The sequence below is a fragment of the Thiothrix caldifontis genome (assembly GCF_900107695.1).
In the GTDB taxonomy this organism is placed as follows: Bacteria; Pseudomonadota; Gammaproteobacteria; order Thiotrichales; family Thiotrichaceae; genus Thiothrix; species Thiothrix caldifontis.
This window is the reverse complement of sequence record NZ_FNQP01000019.1, coordinates 53,418-70,671: the sequence shown is the minus strand read 5'-3', so window position 1 is coordinate 70,671 and position 17,254 is coordinate 53,418. Positions and strand designations below refer to the sequence as shown.

Genomic DNA, 17,254 nt, shown 5'->3' with positions numbered 1-17,254 from the left:
TTTCCAGAAGTGCCAACGTATGGCGAATTTTGTGTGAAATCTACGTCAAATTACTGATTATCCTCATCCAACACTGGATCATGCTCACCGGATTGTGGGAAATACCCCAGCGCAGCCTCACCAAAGGTGTTCAAGCCATTCAGGAACAGGCTTCCCATCTTGCCGCCTGCATCGCTGAGCGACGCAGCTTGATAAAATGCCTCAAGCAACTGGCAAAACTCTTCGCTTCTTCAACCGCTTGCCGACAAAACAAACGGAGGAAAAAACCTAATAATTGGATGAGATTACAGCAAGTTAGGGAATGGAGGGCTTAAAGTTGATGCGTATAGGGCGTATGCAATACGCCCCTACCCAAATTCCCTGTAGGGGCGTATTGCATACGCCCTCTTCATTTTTACGACAACAACTTCCTCAACCGATATAACTCGTCTAACGCTTGGCGCGGGGTGAGTTCATCCGGGTCTACGGCGGCTAAAGCCGCTTTCACTTTTTCGGCAATTTCATCTTTCGGTTCGGTGGGTGTGCCAAACATCAGCGGCAAGGTTTGTCCGGGTTGTGGGGCTTGCTGACTGTGTTTTTCTAACGACACCAGTTTCTTTTTGGCTTGGGCGATAATGCTTTTGGGGACACCGGCCAATTGCGCCACTTGTAAGCCGTAGCTTTGGTTGGCTGGGCCATCTTTCACCGCGTGTAAAAATACGATCTTGTCGCCATGTTCTATCGCATCAATGTGGACGTTGACGATGGTGCTGATTTGTTCGGGCAATACCGTCAGCTCGAAGTAGTGGGTAGCGAACAGGGTGAAAGCCTTGCGATCCCGCGCGAGGTATTCCGCAAACGCCCAAGCCAGTGACAGGCCATCGAATGTGCTGGTTCCGCGTCCGATTTCGTCCATTAGTACTAGACTGTGGGCGGTGGCGTTGTTGAGGATATTGGCGGCTTCGGTCATTTCTACCATGAAGGTGGAACGCCCGGTGCTTAAGTCGTCGTGTGCGCCGATGCGGGTGAAAATACGGTCGATATTGCCAAGACGGGCGGTTTGCGCGGGGACGTAGCTGCCGATGTGTGCCAGCAAGACAATGAGGGCGATTTGGCGCATGTAGGTGGATTTTCCGCCCATATTGGGGCCGGTGATCATTAACATACGGCGGCGCGAATCCATGTACAAATCATTCGGCACGAAGGGGTTGTCGAGGGTGCGTTCCACGACTGGATGCCGTCCAGCTTCGATTTGGATGCCTGCACCATCCACCAGGGCGGGGCAGTTGTAATTTAAGGTGTTGGCGCGTTCAGCAAAATTGCTTAATACATCCAGTTCGGCGATGGCTTGTGCACTGTTGCGGATGGGATTTAAGTGCTCCAATAAGTCGCCTAACAGGTTGTCATAAATCGCTTTTTCGCGGGCAAGCGCACGTTCGCGGGCGGAGAGCACCTTGTCTTCAAACTTTTTCAGTTCGGGCAGAATGAAGCGTTCCACTCCCTTAAGGGTTTGGCGGCGAATATAGTCGGCAGGGATGCGGCTCAATTGGCTTTGCGGAATTTCGACGTAATAGCCGTGGACGCGGTTGTAGGCAACTTTGAGGTTGTTGATGCCGGTGCGGACTTTTTCGCGGGCTTCGAGATCCAGCAGGTATTGGTCGGCGTTTTCACTTAAGTTGCGCAATTCATCAAGTTCGGCATCGAAACCTGGGGCGATTACGCCGCCGTCGCGGATCACCACGGGCGGGTTGTCGATGATGGCACTGTCGAGCAGGTAGCGCAGTTCCTCGTGTAAGTCGATGTTGGTTTGTAATTGCTGGATGTGCGGGTTGTCGATCGTGCTAATCAGGCCGTGAATGCGTGGCAATACATGCAAGGAACCGCGCAAGGTGGAAAGGTCACGGGGGCGAGCAGAACCCAGTGCGATGCGGCTGGCGATGCGTTCGATGTCGCCGATGCCGCGTAAGGTTTCCAGCAGGGTTTCGTAGCGGTATTGGTCGAGCAATGCGCCGACGGCTTGCTGGCGATTGCGCAGGGTGAAACGGTCACGCAGCGGTTTGTTGAGCCAGCGGCGTAGCAGGCGGCTGCCCATGCTGGTGGCGGTTTTGTCGATCACTGAAATCAGGGTGTTTTTGTGTTCACCGCTGATGCTGTATTCGAGTTCCAGATTGCGGCGGCTGGCAGCGTCGAGAATGATGCCTTCGTCGCTGAGTTCCACAGTGAGGCTGTTGATGTGGGGCAGGGCAGTACGCTGGGTTTCTTGCACGTAATTGAGTAATGCGCCCGCAGCGGCAATCGCGAGTGGCAGGTGATTGCAGCCGAAACCGTTGAGATCGTGTACCCCAAATTGGCGTAGGAGCAGGCGTTTGGCGGTGTCGAGGTCGAAGTGCCATTGCGGACGCGGGGTAGAAATGCGGTTGCGGGCGAAGGCGGGTTTCCAGTCTTCGTCGTGGAGGATTTCAGCGGGTTGCAGGCGTTCGATTTCGTTGTGCAGGGTGGTGTCGGAATCGGCTTCCTGGACGGTGAAGCGTCCGGTGCTGAGGTCGATGGCGGCGATGCCGTAAGAAGAACCCCCCTTCCCTGACCCTTCCCCCGCAAGGGGGGCAGGGAGTCTATGAATCGCTACTAGCAGGTTGTCGCGGCGGTCGTCGAGGAGGTAGTCGTCGGTGACAGTGCCCGGGGTCAGCAGGCGGGTGATTTTGCGCTCGACCGGGCCTTTGGATTTGGCGGGGTCGCCGATTTGTTCGCAAATGGCGACGGATTCGCCGACTTTGAGGAGTTTTGCGAGGTATTGTTCAACCGCGTGGTAGGGAACGCCAGCCATTGGAATCGGTTCGCCCGCTGTTGCGCCGCGAGCGGTGAGGGTGATGTCGAGCAGCGCGGCGGCTTTTTTGGCGTCGTCCATGAACAGTTCGTAGAAATCGCCCATGCGGTAAAACAGGAGGATGTCGGGGTATTCCGCTTTGATTCGGAAGTATTGTTGCATCATGGGAGTGTGTTGCGGTTCTTTGCTCATGGCTCGTTGGGGCTGCTGGATCAAGCCGGAGAGTTTAGCAGTATTATGTCCTTTAGTACCTTCCAAACATTCTCCAACACCTGCGGCTGCGCTTCTGCGGTGGGGTGCAAACCATCTGCTTGCATCAAATCCCAATCTTCTGCTACGCCCTCAAGCAAAAATGGCACGATTGGCAGCGCGTATTGTTTGGCTAGTTCTGCATAGATGGCTTCAAATTTGTCAGTGAAAGTTGTGCCATAATTCGGCGGTAGCTTAATGCCGATCAGTATTACTTGTGCCTTGGCTTCCTGTGCCAGTTTCACCATTTGTTCCAGATTGCTGCGCATGGTCGGCAAGTCAATACCACGTAACCCGTCATTTGCTCCCAGCTCCAGTAACAGATAAGCGGGTTGGTGTGTTTTAATGGCATCGGGCAAGCGGGTCAGGCCGCCTGCACTGGTTTCACCGCTGATGCTGCCGTTAACCACGCGGTATTTATCTTCCAGCTTCTCTTGTAACAGGTTTACCCAGCCTTTTTCGACCGGAATCCCATAAGCGGCGCTCAAGCTATCACCCCAAATTAAGAGGGTTGGGGAATCCCTAGCAGCGGGAGGTGTCTCATTCGCCATAACCACAGTCGTGACTGGTAAAAAGCCCAGTAGGCAAAAGATCAGGTAAAGTGTGCGCAACATCAACGGATTCCTTCAGAACATGAACAAAACAGTTATTCAGACCACTCATTTGGTCAAAACTATCCCCCAAGCTGGGCGTGAATTGCAAATTCTCCGGGGCGTGAGTCTCGCTATTGACATTGGGGAGTCGGTGGCGATTACTGGGTTGTCGGGGTCGGGTAAAAGCACCTTGTTAGGTTTATTGGCGGGCTTGGACTTGCCGACCAGTGGTACGGTGACGTTGTTTGGGCAAAACCTTGAGGGTTTGGATGAAGACCAGCGGGCGGCATTGCGTTTGGGGCGAGTCGGGTTTGTGTTCCAATCCTTCCATTTGCTGGAAAATCTGACGGCACTGGAAAATGTGATGTTGCCTTTGGAGTTGGGGGCGTCGGGGACTGACCGTACTCGTCTCGCAACGGAAGCCTTGCAACAAGTGGGGCTGGCGGAACGTTTGAGCCATTACCCGAATCAGCTTTCCGGTGGTGAGCAACAGCGGGTAGCGTTGGCGCGGGCGTTTGTGACACGCCCGCAAGTGCTGTTTGCCGATGAACCAACGGGCAATTTGGATCGGGAAACTGGTAAGGAAATCAGTGATCTGCTGTTTACCTTGCAAGCACAGTTGCAAACTACTTTGGTGCTAGTGACACATGATGAAACGCTGGCGGCACGTTGCCAACAGCATTATCGGTTGGTCGAAGGGGCGTTGGTATGAGTTTGCTGTTCAGGCATTGGCAACAACGCTGGCGGATGCCGGAATTGCGGTTGTTGCTGCTGGCATTGATTGTGTCGGTCACGGTGGTGACTTCCGTCGGTTTTTTCAGCAGTCGCGTGGAAAATGCCATGCAAGCGCAAGCCCGGCAGTTGTTGGGCGGTGATTTGGTGCTAACGTCAGCACGCCCCTTAGACAAAGCTTATGTGCAACGGGCACAAGCCTTAGGGTTGGAAACGGCAGAAACCGTGAGTTTCCCTAGCATGGCTTCCATCAGTGACAAGTTACAACTGACCCAATTGAAAGCGGTTTCCAGCGCTTACCCGTTGCGGGGTGATTTAAAAACAGCCGCTGCGCCGGATGCTGTGGAAGTGCTATCCACCGGGCAAATTCCGGCACGTGGGGAAATTTGGGCAGAAGCCCGTTTGTTCGCCGAACTGGAGGTGCAAGCGGGTGCAAGGGTGACGCTGGGGCGTAGCACGTTTAAACTCACGCGCGTATTGACCCAAGAGCCTGACCGTAGCAGCAATTTATTCCAGCTTGCGCCGGTGGTGTTGATGAATGTGGACGATTTGCCCGCCACAGAATTGCTGTCACCTGCCAGTCGGGCGCGTTTCAACCAGTTGTTTGCAGGGCAAGTCAAACTGATTAAGCAGTTGCAGCAGGAACTGGAGCCGCAGTTAAAGTCGACGGAGCGGGTGCGTACCTTGGATGAAGATTTATCATCGGTGCAGCAAACCTTGCAACGTTCGGGGCGTTTTCTGGGGTTGGCGGCATTATTGAGCGTGGTATTGGCGGGTGCGGCAGTGGTGCTGACGTCGGCGAGTTTGATGCGGCGCGAATTGCCAGCGGTGGCGGTGTTAAAAGCGATGGGGATGTCACGGCGGCAAGTGCTGCTGGATCATGCGTTTTCGCTGCTGTTGACTGCGTTGCTGGCGGCGGCTATCGGTGTGGTGTTAGGTTTGGTGTTAGGTTTGGTGTTGCAGTTGGGTTTGGCGGAATGGTTGAGCCGTTTTGTGGGTAAGGATTTGCCTGCGCCAAGCATGATGCCTGCGCTGAATGGCTTGTTGACGGCGGTGGTGCTATTGCTGGGGTTTGCCTTGCCGCCGTTATTACGCTTAGTGAATACGTCGCCGATGCAAATTTTGCAGGGGGCATTGCAACGCCCACAGCAATCGTTGTGGTTGGTGGTGGGGTGTGTGGTGTTGGCGGTGTTTGGTTTGCTGTGGCTGCAAGCGCGTGATGTGAAACTGGCGGGGTTGTTATTGGTAGGGCTGGTCGTTGGGATTGGTTTGTTTTGGGTATTGGCAGGGGCAGCGTTACGGCTGGCACAGCATTTGGGCAAGCGTGTTGGGGGCGGGTGGTTGCCTGCCTTGGGGCGGTCACAGCGGGCGGTGTTGCTGGTGGTGGTGTTTGCAACGGGCTTGTTTGCGTTATTGTTACTGACAACGGTGCGTACTGATTTATTGGATCGGTGGCAGGAAACCTTGCCTGCGGATGCGCCCGATCATTTCTTGATTAATATTCAACCGGCTGAAGCCGCACCGTTACAAGGTTTTTTCAGCGAACACGGCGTGAAGGCGACGCTGTATCCCATGATTCGCGGGCGTTTGGTGGCAATCAATGATAAGCCGGTGAAGCCGGAAGATTATGAGGAGCAGCGGGCGCAACGTTTACTAGAACGTGAGTTTAACCTGTCGTCATTTACTACTTTTCCTGCCAGCAATGCGTTGCTGGAAGGTCAGTGGTTTGATGGCAAGCAAAGCGGCTTGTCGATTGAGCAGGGGATTGGCGAAACCTTACAGTTTGGCATGGGCGATAAGCTGACGTTTGATATTGCGGGGCAGCGGTTGAGCGATACTGTGACCAGTGTGCGCGAAGTGCGCTGGGACAGTATGCAACCCAATTTCTTTGTGATTGCTGCACCAGGTAGTGTGACAACGATGCCGCAAACCTTGATTACCAGCATTCATTTGGGTGATAAAAAGCCACTGGTGACGGCGCTGATTCGCCAATTTCCTAGCGTTACCGCGATTGATGTGGGGGCGATTGTGAATGAAGTACGTTCTTTGGTGGAGCAGGTCAGTCTTGCGGTGCAGGGGATTTTTGTATTCACCTTGATTGCGGGTGTGGTGGTGTTGATTGCGGCGTTGCAGTCGCAAAAGGCGGAGCGACGGCGCGAATTGGCTATTCTTAAATCACTGGGGGCTGGGCAGGCATTATTGCAGCGGCGGATTTGGGGTGAGTTCCTGTTGTTGGGGGCATTAGCCGGGGCATTGGCGGGATTATTGGCGTTAACAGCGGGAAATGTGTTGGCTTATTACCTGTTTGATCTGGACATGCATTTGAATCTGTTGCCATTATTGATGGGTACATTGCTGGGCAGTATGCTGGTCGGGGTGGCGGGTTATTGGAATTTGCGTGGGTTATTGCAGGTGTTGCCGTTGTCGTTGCTGAAAGCGTAAAGCGCTCCATTATGCCCCTCACTTTTCAGCGAGGGGCATGGGTGTTCACTGCACTCGGCAGCAGCCGGATACCACACGCTGGTTATTCAATACCGCTGTGATGGCATACGGGTAATTCGTATCCGACATGCCATCGCTGCAACTACTGACTTTTTGCATAAAGGCTTGGGTATTGTTCGTGCCTGCAACGCCCGCGATGACTGCGATTGTCGCGTTATTCGCAGACGTCTGACGGAAGGTAACGGGAACACTGTACTGTGGGCCATCTATCATATTCACGCTTAAACGGGTATCGGTCACGTTGATGTTCCAGAAGGGTTCGGTGCCACTGCACATCAAGGTACTGCTGGCAGCTTTAGCGGGCGGTGGCGTGACAGTAGACGGAACTTTGATCGGTGGTACAATAACCGCCGGTGGTGCAGCGGGCGCTGGCGTTGGTGCGGGTGGTGCACTCGCTGCTTGATCTTCTGGCAATAAATAACGTTTGTTGACCCAGCCACCGACGCCTTTCCAGTAAATTTTTGCCCAGACGGTGCTACCGACTTTTTTCTCTTCACCCGTGGTCACAATGCCTTGACCATTGTGTGGGATGCGACCGATAACGCTGTTATTAGTGCCAGCATCAGCCCGCATGTTTAAGAATTCGCCTGCTTTCACGCCGGTGACCACGTGCACATCCGTTGCCGCCTGCACGCTGGAAACGCTGAGTGCCAGCGCTAAGGCCAATGCTGAAAAGAATGAAGCTGTTTTCATGGTGTATTCCTACGATTTCTATTCATTAAAGTGCCCCTCGCGGGCATTACACCCACAATTTTAGTCTGTTTTCGCGAAAAGTTGTTTGCATTCAACAGAGCGCGGATAATAGCGCGTTTCCCCACGCTTTCACGACGGATAGAACGGACACAATGGCAGGCAAAATTTTTATCGAAACCCACGGATGTCAAATGAACGAGTACGATTCAGCCAAGATGCTGGACGTGTTGCATCATGCGCAGGGCATGGAACTCACTGATAACCCCGCAGAAGCTGATGTGCTGCTGATGAATACCTGTTCAATCCGCGAAAAAGCGCAGGAAAAAGTGTTCTCGCAATTGGGGCGCTGGAAAAAGCTTAAAGATAAAAATCCGCACATTGTGATTGGTGTCGGCGGTTGCGTGGCGAGTCAAGAGGGTGAAGCCTTACGCCAACGTGCACCGGTGGTGGATGTGGTATTTGGCCCGCAAACCTTGCACCGCTTGCCGGACATGATTCGCCAAGTACGCACCGAACACCATGCGGTGGTGGATATTTCTTTCCCCGAAATCGAAAAATTCGACAACTTGCCAGAACCGCGTGCTGAAGGCCCGACTGCGTTTGTGTCGGTGATGGAGGGTTGCAGTAAATATTGCACCTTCTGTGTGGTGCCTTACACCCGTGGTGAAGAAATTTCGCGCCCCTTTGATGATGTGATTACCGAAGTGGCGCAACTCGCGACGCAAGGGGTGCGCGAAGTCAATTTGTTGGGGCAAAACGTGAATGCGTATCGCGGCAAAATGCACGACGGCTCAATTGCTGATTTAGCGACCTTGATTACTTTCGTGGCAGCGGTCGATGGAATTGATCGCATCCGTTACACCACCTCACACCCTAATGAATTCAACGATAGTTTGATTGAGGTGTACGCGGATGTGCCGGAGTTAGTCAGCCATTTACACTTGCCCGTGCAAAGCGGTTCTGACCGGATTTTGATGGCGATGAAGCGCAATCACATGGCAATTGAATACAAAGCTAAAATTCGCAAATTACGCAAGATTCGCCCCGATTTGAGCCTGTCATCCGACTTTATTATCGGCTTCCCAGGTGAAACCGAGCAGGATTTTGCCGATACTATGAAGCTGATTGCAGAGATGAACTTCGACCTGAGTTTCAGCTTTATCTACAGCCAACGCCCCGGCACACCCGCTGCGAGCTTGCCGGATGATGTGCCGCAATCGGTGAAAAAAGACCGCTTGCAACACTTGCAAACCCGCATTCTGGCGCAAGCTAACGCGATCAGCGCGGCAATGGTCGGCACGGTGCAACGGGTATTGGTGGAGCGGCCTTCCCGCAAGCATGAGCAAATGGCGGGGCGTACTGAGAATAATCGCGTGGTGAATTTCGATGGGCAGCCGAACTTGATTGGTCGGTTTGTGGATGTGCGCATCACCGAAGCCCAACCGAATTCCTTGCGCGGCGAAATCGTCGCGGTGGAAAGTGAGGTTGGGCGGATGGTGATGGAAGCGGTTGCTTAGGGCGACAATCCGCCCGCAAATTCCGCATACCCTTGTATAAATGCCAGTTTTTCCTGCGGAAGACTGACATTCACGCCTTCGCCCTGTAATTGTTCCAGCAGTGCTGCACCTTGGCTTAAAATCGCCAGCAGTTGTACTTCGTCGAACATTTGCAGGGCTAATTGCAGCTCATCCTTGTCGGCAGACAGTAAGGTAGGCACGAGTTCATCGGGGTGAATCGGGGATTCGGGGTGTAACAAATCTGCCACTAATGACGCATCCAGCAAGGCAAAATGGGCTTCACGCGCCGTTTCTTCCTGATCAAGCTCTAGGTGTGCGTGCGCATCATTGCCTGCACCACGGCGCACGCTCGCCATCATAAAGCCCAGCAATTTGCGAATCGCTCCTTTCATGGCAGTGGTATTGCCACCAATGCTAGAGGCGGTTTCATACGCCCGATCCAGCCGATCCTTGAGCTGCAAAATCACCTCGCTTTCAACATTACCCGTTAGTGAAGTGGTTTTTTCCAACAAAGCGCGGAATTCGGTGTTGAAAGTTTGTAGGGCTTCGTGATCCAGCCGTTGTGCGTCGATGAGGTTGTCATCGTCCAGCGTGGGGGCGTTGGGGAACAGCGGATTGCTGGCTTTGCGGAGTAAATGACGCTCGTGTGAACCGGGATGTTCACTGGGTTTGATGATCATGGTGCAAACTATCCATTCTAAAAATGGTAGCGAATATCGCACACTGACCAGCTAGCGGCAAATGACGCTAGCCAGCGCAGTAGAAATCGACTTATTTCTTATCGGTATTCATGCCAATCAATTTATAAGCTGGGCAGAAGTTCAGATAGCCAGTGGCTAACAGTGCAATCCCAATCAGGATCAGTAGGAAACCACCCTTGAACACTAAACCCCAAATCAGCAGAACAGCGCCTGCCCCGAAACGGATATTTCTATCCATGCTGCCAACGTTCTTTTCCATAAGGCACCTCTTTCAGTAGTGAACACAAAAGACTGTTTCATGTTAGCATTCATCCATCCTTATCTTAGCAAGAATCAAGCAGATTTCATGGAATTGCAAAAATATATACGTAAGATCACGGAAAACGGTTCATTTTCCACCGAAGAAATGACAGATGCGATGCGTACCATCATGACAGGTCAGGCGACTCCCGCACAAATCGGCGGGTTTCTGATCGGTTTACGGATGCGTGGCGAAACCGTTACCGAAATCAGTGCGGCTGCCAGCGTGATGCGCGAATTAGCGACGCGCGTTGAGGTGTCGCCGGAGCATCTGGTGGATACCTGTGGTACGGGGGGAGATTCCTCTGGCACGTTTAATATTTCCACCGCGAGTGCGTTTGTTGCCGCCGCAGCGGGGGCGCGAGTCGCTAAGCATGGCAACCGTTCGATTTCCAGCAAATCCGGCAGTGCGGATGTGCTGGAAGCAGCGGGCGTGAACCTCAACATTACGCCTGAACAGGTGGCACATTGCATTAACACCTTGGGCGTGGGGTTCTTGTTTGCACAAAAACATCATGGTGCGATGGGGCACGCTAGTGCGCCCCGTCGCGAGTTGGGTGTTCGCACTATATTCAACTTGTTGGGGCCGATGTCGAATCCAGCGAATGCCCCCAATCAAGTGTTGGGCGTATTCGATCAACATTGGGTGCGCCCAATGGCGGAAGTGCTGAAAAACTTGGGCAGCAAGCATGTGATGGTAGTACACGCCGCCGACGGTTTGGATGAAATCAGCACTGCTGCGCTTACCTTCGTGGCGGAGTTGAAGGATGGGGTGATCACCGAATACACCATCCAACCTGAAGATATGGGTGTGCAGCAGTCCAGCCTCGACAGTGTGCGGGTGGAAACGGCGCAAGAAAGTTTGCGATTGATTCAGCGCGTGTTCGCTGGTGAACAAGGCACAGCGCGTGACATTGTGTGCTTGAATGCGGGTGCGGCAATTTATGTGGCAGGTCTGGCGGATAGCCATGCCGCTGGTGTTGCTAAAGCCCAGCAAGTGCTGGATTCCGGTGCAGCCGTTGTGCGTTTGCAGCAATTGATTGACCTAACCAACAGTTTTGATGCCTGATGAGTACCCCTGATATTTTGAAAAAAATCCTGCGTACTAAGCAGGAAGAAATCGCGGCACGTTCTGCGGTGCGTAGTCTGGCGCAATTACAGGCAGATGTGGTGCACGCTTCACCGGTGCGGGGTTTCGAGCAGGCTATGCGTCGCCGGATTGCAGCAGGTGAATCGGCGGTGATTGCGGAAATTAAAAAGGCATCTCCGAGCAAAGGGCTGATTCGTGCGGATTTCGATCCGCCTGCGATTGCGGCGAGTTACGAGCGCGGCGGTGCGGCGTGTTTGTCGGTGTTGACCGATGCGCAATACTTTCAAGGCAGCGAAAGTTATTTGCAAGCAGCACGTGCGGCGTGCCAACTGCCCGTTATTCGTAAAGATTTCATCGTTGATCGTTATCAGGTATACGAAGCGCGTGCCATCGGCGCAGATTGCATCTTGCTGATCGTGGCAGCATTGGCTGACGCACAGATGACGGATCTGTACGCGCTGGCAATGGAACTGGGCATGGATGCGCTGATTGAAGTGCATGACAAGGATGAACTTGGGCGTGCCTTGCGTCTCAATGCGCCACTGATCGGCATCAATAACCGCAATTTGCGTACTTTTGAGACATCCCTGCAAACTACCATTGAGCTGCTACCCGATGTACCGCAAGACGTGTTGCTGGTCACAGAAAGCAGCATTCACGCGCCTGCTGATGTCAAGCTGATGCGCGATCATGGTGTCAATGCGTTTCTGGTCGGCGAAGCCTTTATGCGGGCAGATGACCCCGGTACAGAACTCCATAACTTATTTTTCTAGCAAGCAAGTAGAGATAACCCATGTTGGTACACCCTCAATTTGACCCCGTGGCGATAGCACTTGGCCCTTTGCAAGTGCATTGGTACGGGTTGATGTATGTGATTGGTTTCCTTGGTTTTCTGTTTATTGGCAAAATGCGTTCCAAAGAACCAAACAGTGTCATGAACCCGGATCGGGTGGATGACATGATGTTCTGGGGGGCGATTGGTGTGGTTGCCGGTGGTCGCATCGGTTACATGCTGTTTTATAACCTGAAAGGTTTTTTGTCTGACCCGATGTCGTTATTTCAGATTTGGGACGGCGGCATGAGTTTCCACGGCGGTTTGCTGGGAGTAATTCTGGCAATGTTTTTGCTGGCGCGGCGTTGGAAGCTGAATTTCTTTCAAGTCAGTGATTTTGTAGCGCCACTCGTACCGATTGGCTTGGGTGCAGGGCGTATCGGCAATTTCATCAATGGCGAATTGTGGGGCAGAGCGACGGATGTGCCGTGGGGTATGGTGTTCCCACAAGTGGATAATATCGTGCGGCATCCTTCACAGCTTTATCAGGCATTCCTCGAAGGTTTGGTGCTATTCCTCGTGCTGAATTGGTTTCGGAAGCGTTCGCCGCCGGTGGGAGCAATTTCTGGCTTATTTCTTGTCGGCTACGGCATGGCGCGGATTATTGTGGAATTTGTGCGTGAACCGGATGCGCAACTCGGTTATGTAGCGTGGGGTTGGGTCACGCAGGGGCAAGTGTTGAGTGTGCCGATGATTCTGCTCGGTTTGTTGTTCATGTGGTTTGCGTATAAGAAGGCTAAGGGATGAAGCAATACCTCGATTTAATGCGCCATGTGCGTGATCACGGTGTTGTCAAAGCCGACCGCACGGGCACGGGCACGGTATCGGTATTCGGCTATCAGATGCGTTTTGATTTGAGTGCAGGGTTTCCGCTCGTCACCACCAAAAAGTTGCATTTGCGCTCGATCATCCATGAGTTGCTGTGGTTTCTCAAAGGCGATACCAACATTCGCTATTTGAAAGAAAACAGTGTCAGTATTTGGGATGAATGGGCGGATGAAAGCGGTGAACTGGGGCCGGTTTACGGCTATCAGTGGCGCAACTGGCCTACCCCTGACGGGCGGCATATTGACCAAATTGCCCAAATTATCCAGCAATTGAAAACCAACCCCGATTCGCGCCGCATTATCGTCAGCGCGTGGAATGTGGCGGATGTGGATAATATGGCGCTACCGCCGTGCCATGCCTTTTTCCAGTTTTATGTGGCGGAAGGCAAGCTGTCTTGTCAGTTGTACCAGCGCAGTGCGGATATTTTCCTTGGTGTGCCGTTCAATATTGCCTCCTACGCATTATTGACCATGATGGTGGCGCAGGTCACGGGGTTGCAACCCGGCGAATTTATTCACACGCTGGGGGATGCACACTTGTATTCCAACCATTTGGAGCAAGTGGAACTGCAATTGAGTCGCGAACCGTACCCATTACCGCAGATGAAATTGAACCCCGCAGTGACCGATTTGTTCGCTTTTACCTACGACGACTTTGAATTGGTCGGTTACGAACACCATCCGCTGATTAAAGCACCAATAGCGGTTTGACTAGCGCCGCCCACTCACGCAAACTATTGGCATAATAATAGTGTGGATACGCTCAAGTTCCACACCTAGCCCACCGTTAATGGCAACCCATTCCACTCTTATCGAAGGTAGTTCCATGACCCGCTCAATCAAGAAACTTCTGGTCGCCAACCGTGGCGAAATTGCGATCCGTATCCTGCGTGCAGCAGCCGAACTCAAGCTGTGTACGGTTTCCATCTACACCTACGAAGACCGTTTCTCACCGCACCGCTACAAGGCTGACGAAGCCTATCAGATCGGCAAAGACGACGAACCGCTCAAACCCTACCTCGATATTGAAGCCATTATTGAAACTGCCAAGCGTCACCATGTTGACGCGATTCACCCCGGTTACGGCTTCTTGTCTGAAAACGTGCAATTTGCCAAGCGTTGTCGCGAAGCAGGCATTATTTTTGTGGGGCCTACCCCTGAAGCGATGCAGCGTTTAGGGGACAAAGTTGCCGCGAAAGAAAACGCCATCACTGCCGGTTTGCCCGTCATTGAAGACAGCCGCGAACCACTGGATACCGTGGACATCGCACGTCGTGAAGCCGACCGCATTGGCTATCCATTAATGCTGAAAGCCGCAGCAGGCGGTGGTGGGCGGGGAATGCGCGTCTTGCGTGACCCGTCGCAATTGGAAGGTGCGTACCACGATGCGCGTAACGAAGCCCTGAAAGCGTTCGGCGACAATACCGTTTTCCTCGAAAAGTACATCGACTCACCCAAGCACATCGAAATCCAGATTTTGGGTGATACGCACGGTAATCTGGTGCATTTGTACGAGCGTGATTGCTCGGTGCAACGCCGCTTCCAGAAAGTGGTGGAAGTTGCGCCCAGCACCAGTTTGAAAGATGAAACCCGCGAAAATCTGTATAAATACGCGCTGGCAATTACCCGCCACGTGGATTATTCCTGCGCGGGCACCGTTGAATTCCTGGTCGACAAAGACGAGCGCATTTACTTCATCGAAGTGAACCCGCGTGTGCAGGTGGAACACACCATCACCGAAGAAATTACCGGCATCGACATTGTGCGTAGCCAGATTTTGATCGCAGGCGGAGCACGACTGGATGACCCCGAAATCGGTATTCCTTCACAAGAGTCAGTCGAATGCAACGGTTACGCAGTACAGTGCCGCATCACCACGGAAGATCCTGAAAACGGTTTCAAACCGGATTACGGTACGATTATTGCGTACCGCAGCAGTGGCGGTTTCGGCGTGCGTCTGGATGCGGGTGCGGCTTATCCCGGTGCAAAAGTATCGCCGTTCTTCGACTCCATGCTGGTCAAAGTGACGACCTGGGGACGCACGCTGGAAGGTGCCGCTAACCGTAACTTACGTGCTTTGCAGGAATTCCGTATCCGTGGGGTGAAAACCAACATCGGTTTCCTCGAAAACGTGTTGCAACATGAGGTGTTTACCACGGGCAAGTGTGCGGTCACGTTCATCGACAACCACCCGGAACTGTTCCACACCGCGTTGCGCTTTGACCGTGGCACAAAAACGCTGAAATTCATCGGCAATGTCACCGTCAACGGTAACCCAGACGTGAAATACGTCGACCCTAACAAGCATTTCCGCAAGCCGATCATTCCCGCTTTCGACAAGCTAGGCGCATACCCGAAGGGCAGCAAAAACTTGCTGGATGAGATGGGCGCAGAAAAATTCTGCCAATGGGTGAAAGACCAGCCTAATATTTTCTATACCGATACCACCTTACGTGATGCGCACCAGTCCTTGCTGGCAACCCGTGTGCGTACCGACGATATGATGAAAATCGCTGAAGGTTTTGCCAAGAATCACCCGCAATTGTTCTCGTTGGAATTGTGGGGTGGAGCGACGTTTGATGTGGCGATGCGCTTTTTGCACGAATGCCCTTGGGATCGTCTCAAGCAATTGCGTGAAGCGATTCCTAACATCTTGTTCCAAATGTTGTTCCGTGGCTCGAATGCGGTGGGTTATACCGCCTACCCCGACAATGTGGTGGAAGCTTTCATTGAAAAGTCATGGGAAAACGGTATCGACGTGTTCCGTATTTTTGATTCGTTGAACTGGATTGAAGGGATGCGCAAATCCATTCAGTGCGTGCGCGAACGTACTGGCGGGATTGCGGAAGGCACGATTTGCTATACCGGCGATGTGCTGAACAAAGACCCAGTAAATAAGTTCAACCTGCAATATTACCTGGATTTGGCGAAGCAGTTGGAAGATGCCGGTGCGCACATGCTGGCGGTCAAGGATATGGCCGGTGTGTTGAAGCCGTATGCGGCGACGACGTTGATTACCGCGTTGAAAGAAACGGTTGGTATTCCGATTCATTTGCACACGCATGACACCGCCTCGATTCAATCCGCTACCTTGCTGAAAGCGATTGAGGCGGGTGTGGATATTGTGGATGGTTGCATGAGTTCCATGTCGGGTCTGACTTCGCAGGTCAACCTGAATTCGTTGATTGCGGCGATGGAAGGTCAGCCGCGTGAACAGCCGTACAACCTCAAGTCGTTGAATGCTTACGCCAATTATTGGGAAGATGTACGCGAAATGTACTACCCGTTTGAGTCTGGTTTGAAAGCAGGCACGGCGGAAGTGTACAACCACGAAATTCCGGGTGGTCAATATTCCAACCTGCGTCCGCAAGCAATTGCGCTGGGCTTGGAACACAAGTTTGAGGAAGTGAAGGAAAACTACGCTGTTGTCAACCGCATGTTTGGTGACATTGTGAAAGTTACCCCGTCGTCCAAAGTCGTCGGCGATATGGCGATTTACATGACTTCCAACGGTTTGACCGAGCAGGATGTGATGGAACGTGGGCGCACCTTGGCGTTTCCTGATTCCGTGATCGACTTGTTCAAAGGCGGATTGGGGCAAGTGCCCGGCGGTTTCCCTAAGACGTTGAGCGACATTATCCTCAAAGGCGAGAAGCCGTACACGGGTCGCCCGAATGATCACTTGAAGCCGGTGGATTTGGATGCGGCATTTGAGGCATTTAAGCAAGAGTTTGACCCTGAGCAAACGTTCCTCGATTTCCTGTCGTTCACCATGTATCCGGCGGTATTCCGCGACTTTTACAAGCATCAGCAGGAATACGGCGAAATTAGCCATTTGCCGACTTCGCTATTCTTCTACGGTCTCAAGCTGAACGAGGAAGTGCTGGTTGATTTGGGGCGCGGTAAGGTACTGATTATCCGCTTGTTGTATCGTTCACCGACGGATGAGAACGGTATGTGTGGCGTGACGTTTGACTTCAACGGGCAAATCCGGGCGGTGCAAATCCGTGATTTGTCGGTGAAGCCGACTCGTGCTACCAATCGGAAAGCGGTTGACCCGAATGAAGTCGGTACGTCGTTGCAGGGTAAGCTCTCTGCCATCATGGTCAAGGCGGGCGATGAAGTGGAGCAGAATGCACCGCTGTTTGTCATTGAGGCGATGAAGATGGAAACGACGATTACTGCGCCAGAAGCGGGTAAGGTGAAGAAGGTTCACTTGCAGGCGGGTGAGTTAGTCGAGCAGGGTGATTTGGTCGTCGAATTCGAATAAATTTTAGGTTTTTTCGTTTCTTTACCCTCTCCATCTCTGGCAGAAGGAGGGGGATTTCTTGGTGAATTTGCTGATAATATATGCAAATAAATTATTATAATGTTATATTAGTTTCAAAATCATTGTTGGCAACAAACAATGGCTA

14 protein-coding genes are annotated in these 17,254 nt (G+C 52.6%); 8 read left to right on the top strand and 6 right to left on the bottom strand.

Annotated features, from left to right (window positions below; all coding sequences use genetic code 11):
* Positions 1–50: 50 nt before the first annotated feature.
* The 3 genes from BLV87_RS19445 to BLV87_RS14380 all read right to left on the bottom strand — a co-directional run bounded on the left by BLV87_RS19445 (position 51) and on the right by BLV87_RS14380 (position 3,666).
* Positions 51–209: a hypothetical protein gene (locus tag BLV87_RS19445; RefSeq protein ID WP_175517813.1), complete on the bottom strand. Its 159-nt coding sequence runs from the start codon at positions 207–209 to the stop codon at positions 51–53.
* A gap of 185 nt (positions 210–394) precedes the next feature.
* On the bottom strand, positions 395–2,995 hold the full coding sequence (gene mutS, locus BLV87_RS14385) for a DNA mismatch repair protein MutS (protein ID WP_093069790.1): 2,601 nt from the start codon (positions 2,993–2,995) through the stop codon (positions 395–397).
* Between the two features lie 20 nt (positions 2,996–3,015).
* On the bottom strand, positions 3,016–3,666 hold the full coding sequence (locus tag BLV87_RS14380) for an arylesterase (protein WP_093069788.1): 651 nt from the start codon (positions 3,664–3,666) through the stop codon (positions 3,016–3,018).
* 19 nt (positions 3,667–3,685) lie between these two features.
* On the opposite strand from BLV87_RS14380, the gene BLV87_RS14375 reads away from it, so the two are divergent.
* Both BLV87_RS14375 and BLV87_RS14370 read left to right on the top strand, forming a co-directional pair.
* Positions 3,686–4,357 (top strand): ABC transporter ATP-binding protein, encoded by a 672-nt coding sequence (locus BLV87_RS14375; RefSeq protein ID WP_093069787.1) that lies wholly within the window; start codon positions 3,686–3,688, stop codon positions 4,355–4,357.
* Complete coding sequence (locus BLV87_RS14370) at positions 4,354–6,819, top strand: ABC transporter permease (protein ID WP_093069785.1); 2,466 nt, start codon at positions 4,354–4,356, stop codon at positions 6,817–6,819. The genes BLV87_RS14375 and BLV87_RS14370 overlap by 4 nt, the downstream gene beginning before the upstream one ends.
* A 45-nt stretch (positions 6,820–6,864) precedes the next feature.
* On the opposite strand, the gene BLV87_RS14365 is transcribed toward BLV87_RS14370, so the two are convergent.
* Positions 6,865–7,572 (bottom strand): SH3 domain-containing protein, encoded by a 708-nt coding sequence (locus tag BLV87_RS14365; RefSeq protein ID WP_093069783.1) that lies wholly within the window; start codon positions 7,570–7,572, stop codon positions 6,865–6,867.
* Positions 7,573–7,724: 152 nt separating this feature from the next.
* On the opposite strand from BLV87_RS14365, the gene miaB reads away from it, so the two are divergent.
* Entirely contained in the window at positions 7,725–9,089 is a 1,365-nt protein-coding gene (gene miaB / locus BLV87_RS14360; protein ID WP_093069781.1) for a tRNA (N6-isopentenyl adenosine(37)-C2)-methylthiotransferase MiaB, read from the top strand.
* On the opposite strand, the gene BLV87_RS14355 is transcribed toward miaB, so the two are convergent.
* A complete protein-coding gene (locus tag BLV87_RS14355) occupies positions 9,086–9,769 on the bottom strand; it encodes a hypothetical protein (protein ID WP_093069780.1) in 684 nt (227 codons plus the stop codon). The two genes, miaB and BLV87_RS14355, sit on opposite strands and share 4 nt — an antisense overlap.
* 91 nt (positions 9,770–9,860) lie before the next feature.
* The gene (locus BLV87_RS14350) at positions 9,861–10,049 is read right to left on the bottom strand and encodes a YgaP family membrane protein (RefSeq protein ID WP_093069778.1); all 189 of its coding nucleotides are present in this window, start codon (positions 10,047–10,049) and stop codon (positions 9,861–9,863) included.
* 87 nt (positions 10,050–10,136) lie between these two features.
* Between BLV87_RS14350 and trpD the strand changes: the two genes are divergently transcribed.
* The 5 genes from trpD (at position 10,137) to BLV87_RS14325 (ending at position 17,109) form a co-directional block, all read left to right on the top strand.
* A complete protein-coding gene (trpD, locus tag BLV87_RS14345) occupies positions 10,137–11,159 on the top strand; it encodes an anthranilate phosphoribosyltransferase (protein WP_093069776.1) in 1,023 nt (340 codons plus the stop codon).
* Positions 11,159–11,953 carry an indole-3-glycerol phosphate synthase TrpC gene (trpC, locus tag BLV87_RS14340; protein ID WP_175517950.1) on the top strand — a complete coding sequence of 265 codons (795 nt, stop codon included), beginning with the start codon at positions 11,159–11,161 and terminating at the stop codon, positions 11,951–11,953. The genes trpD and trpC overlap by 1 nt, the downstream gene beginning before the upstream one ends.
* A gap of 20 nt (positions 11,954–11,973) precedes the next feature.
* Positions 11,974–12,759, top strand: a complete 786-nt coding sequence (lgt, locus tag BLV87_RS14335; protein WP_093069773.1) for a prolipoprotein diacylglyceryl transferase — start codon at positions 11,974–11,976, stop codon at positions 12,757–12,759.
* The gene (locus BLV87_RS14330; protein ID WP_093069772.1) at positions 12,756–13,550 is read left to right on the top strand and encodes a thymidylate synthase; all 795 of its coding nucleotides are present in this window, start codon (positions 12,756–12,758) and stop codon (positions 13,548–13,550) included. The genes lgt and BLV87_RS14330 overlap by 4 nt, the downstream gene beginning before the upstream one ends.
* Positions 13,551–13,665: 115 nt before the next feature.
* Entirely contained in the window at positions 13,666–17,109 is a 3,444-nt protein-coding gene (locus BLV87_RS14325) for a pyruvate carboxylase (protein ID WP_093069770.1), read from the top strand.
* Positions 17,110–17,254: the final 145 nt, after the last annotated feature.